The 3442-nt window shown below is 37.4% G+C and carries 3 protein-coding genes and 2 tRNA genes; 2 read left to right on the top strand and 3 right to left on the bottom strand.

The features are described from left to right. Positions 1-242 precede the first annotated feature (242 nt). The gene (groL, locus tag MVY38_RS05485; protein ID WP_297484160.1) at positions 243-1886 is read right to left on the bottom strand and encodes a chaperonin GroEL; all 1644 of its coding nucleotides are present in this window, start codon (positions 1884-1886) and stop codon (positions 243-245) included. Between the two features lie 29 nt (positions 1887-1915). Further along, positions 1916-2176, bottom strand: a complete 261-nt coding sequence (gene groES, locus MVY38_RS05480) for a co-chaperone GroES (RefSeq protein WP_297484159.1) — start codon at positions 2174-2176, stop codon at positions 1916-1918. Between the two features lie 202 nt (positions 2177-2378). On the opposite strand from groES, the gene MVY38_RS05475 reads away from it, so the two are divergent. Next, a tRNA-Met gene (locus tag MVY38_RS05475) sits at positions 2379-2455 on the top strand. Positions 2456-2553: 98 nt separating this feature from the next. After that, positions 2554-2628, top strand: a tRNA-Asn gene (locus tag MVY38_RS05470). Between the two features lie 80 nt (positions 2629-2708). Here the strand turns inward: MVY38_RS05470 and MVY38_RS05465 are convergent. Then, positions 2709-3442 (bottom strand): site-specific integrase (locus MVY38_RS05465; RefSeq protein WP_297484157.1); only part of this gene is annotated, 734 nt, incomplete at its 5' end.

Genomic DNA, 3442 nt, shown 5'->3' with positions numbered 1-3442 from the left:
GGGGTGGAGTTAAAGAGAGGGGGGGGGGACTGCGCTTGTGGTTTTATAGAATTTTGCGTAGTTCTGGACAGTCCTTCGGACAATGTCTGTGGTTCCGACGCTAATAAGGTAGAGTCCTCAGCGATCTTTCAGACAACGCTTGCAGTTCTATAGAATTTCGCGCAGTCCTCGACAGTCCTTCGGACAATGTCTGTGGTTCCGACGCTAAAAACGAGAAGAAATTCTCGTTTTTTTTACGCGTCTCACATCATACCTGGCATTCCGCCCATTTGTGGAGGCATTCCGCCCATGTCTGGTGCGGTAGTTTCTTCTTTTGGTATTTCATAGATTGCAGCTTCAGTTGTAAGTAGTAGGCTTGAAACTGATGTTGCGTTTGTAAGTGCTACACGCTCAACTTTTAGTGGGTCAATGATGCCCGCTTCAAACATATCTACATATTCACCAGTTGCAGCATCAAAACCAATAGTCTCACTTGTTGCATTTTCTATTGCATTTACTACTACACCTGTGTCAAATCCTGCATTTTCTGCTATTTGTTTTACAGGAGCTTTTACAGCACGAAGAATTATTTCTGCACCGATTTTTTGGTCACCTTCTAAATCATCAGTAGTAACTTTTGCAGCAGCACGAACAAGTGCAGCTCCACCACCGATGACAATTCCCTCTTCAACAGCGGCTTTTGTTGCAGAAAGTGCATCATCAACACGGTCTTTTTTCTCTTTCATTTCAGTTTCAGTTGCAGCACCAACTTTTATAACGGCTACACCACCACTCAGTTTTGCAAGACGCTCTTGAAGTTTTTCTTTGTCATATTCACTTGTAGTTGCTTCTATTTGTGTTTTGATTTCAGAAATTCTTGCTTTTACTGTATCTTCAGTTCCTGCACCGTTTACAATTACAGTGTTGTCTTTGTCGATTACTACACGAGAAGCTTGACCGAGCATAGCTATTTCAGCTGCTTCAAGTGTATGTCCTGTCTCTTCAGATATAACAGTACCAGCAGTTAAAATTGCGATGTCTTGAAGCATAGCTTTTCTTCTGTCACCAAACCCTGGAGCTTTTACAGCAGAAATGTTAAGTACACCACGGAGTTTGTTTACAACAAGAGTAGAAAGAGCTTCACCCTCAACATCTTCAGCAATGATAAGCAATGGACGATTTGTCTTTTGTACTTGCTCTAAAACTGGAAGTAAATCTTTGAGAGAGTTGATTTTACTATCTACTAAAAGAATCCAAGGATTTTCAATTTCAGCAGTCATTTTCTCTGTATTTGTAATAAAGTATGGACTCAAATAACCACGGTCAAATTGCATACCTTCAACTACATCAAGCTCATCAGCAATACCTTTTGCCTCTTCAACAGTAATAACACCATCTTGACCAACTTTTTCCATCGCTTCTGCTATCATATTACCAATTTCAGCATCAGAATTTGCAGAAATAGTTGCCACTTGTGCTATCTCATTTTTATCTTTGATTGCTTTAGAAGCAGATTTTAGATTTGCTTGTATAATCTCACATGCTTTGTCCATACCGCGTTTTACTTCAACAGGGTTTGCTCCTGCAGTAATGTTTCTAAGACCTTCACTAAAGATTGCATTTGCAAGAACAGTTGCTGTTGTAGTACCATCTCCTGCTTCATCAGCCGTATTTGATGCTACTTCTTTTACAAGTTGTGCACCCATATCTTCAAGTTTATCTTTTAATTCTACTTCACGAGCAACAGAAACACCATCTTTTGTAATGACAGGTGCACCGTAACTTTTTTGGATGAGTACATTACGACCACGAGGTCCCATTGTTACTTTTACTGCATCTGTAAGTTTTTCAACTCCGCGTGCCAATTGATTTCTAGCATTATCTGAAAAAATTATCTCTTTTGCCATATCTATTCTCCTAATTTATATCTATTTTATTACGCTATGATTCCAAAAACATCATCAGTATCTAGTACTATGTAAGTTTCACCATTAAGTACAACTTCATTTCCTGAGTATTTCCCAAAAAGCACTTCATCCCCATCTTTTACTTCAGTAACTTCTGAACTAACTGCTACAACTGTAGCACGAGAAGGTTTCTCTTTTGCATTATCTGGAATAATAATCCCCGAACTAGTAGTGTTAGTCTCTTCAACGCGTTTGACCAATACTCTTTTCCCTAAAGGTGTAAAATTCATTATATCTCCTTGCAAATATTATTAATTTATAGATTGAATAATACAGAAAAAAAGTAAAGATGTCAATAACTTTAGCCACTTTGACTAAACTAATCTTACATTTTTTTGTAAACTATTTTAAAATATATAAATTTACAAAAACTTTGAGTATTTTAGTAAAAATAAAGCTTGATATATGTATAATTCCACCCTCTTAAAAGATGTCAGGGTAGCTCAGCTGGTTAGAGCACTGGTCTCATAAGCCGGGGGTCGGGGGTTCAAGTCCCCCCTCTGACACCATTAGGTAGAATAAGTCCTCATCGGTGCTGAAGCACATCGATTGTGGTTCCAAAGCTAAAAAAGTAAAGCAGTTTACTTTTTTTAAACGCTTCTCATATTCCGGATTAGCTCAGCGGTAGAGTAGGTGACTGTTAATCACTTGGTCGCTGGTTCGAATCCAGCATCCGGAGCCACTTCTTTTTAAACCCCTAAATTATCGACTTTCCAACTGATTTATTTAGCCACTGTGCCCATATTGTGCCCAAGTGTGTCACTAAATATTTCCTAAAAAAGAGGCTCTTTTTACATTCTCCCTTTTTCTATACTTAGCGTACATCTGAAGTGTCATAGATGAATCACTATGCCCTAACATATTCGATACCCAAAGTATATCTTCTTTATTTTCTATCATTACAGTAGCAAATGTATGCCTCATCTGATAGATAGTTCTATACTCAATTTCACACTCTTTGAGTAATCTTTTCCACTTTGAATCTCTAATGCGTTTGATGTCATAGTAATGCTCATCATCTTTGTTTAAAAACACGTAGCTGTTATGTTTCCCAGTAAGTTTGTATTGCTCTTGTAAGTAGGGAACGAGATTATCTAGCATATCAATCGTTCTGATGGAACTTTTTGTTTTTGGCGTAGATATTACACCCATTTTAATAGCTTGTTTAATATGAATCTCTCTGTTTTTAAAATCCACATCTTCCCATCTAAGACCTATTATCTCTCCACTTCTCATACCAGTAAAAAAACCTAATGCCGTAAAAGCTTTCATCTCTCCTGTTGCAGTAGCAATGATTTTTTTCATCTCTTCTAAACTAAAAGCCTTGACATCTATCTTATCAAGTTTTGGAGTTTTGATTAAAGAGATAGGATTTTTATCTATTATCTCATCTCTTAGAGCGTCACTAAAGATTGTATTGAATGTCGCTCGTATATTTCTTACTCTTCGAGGTTTTAGCTTTTTAAGCAGAGCGTTTTGCCAAAGTTGTATATCTG

It is taken from the genome of Sulfurimonas sp. (genome assembly GCF_027056685.1).
In the GTDB taxonomy this organism is placed as follows: domain Bacteria; phylum Campylobacterota; class Campylobacteria; order Campylobacterales; family Sulfurimonadaceae; genus Sulfurimonas.
Note: the sequence above shows the minus strand (reverse complement) of the source record. Positions and strands in the feature narration are given on the sequence as shown.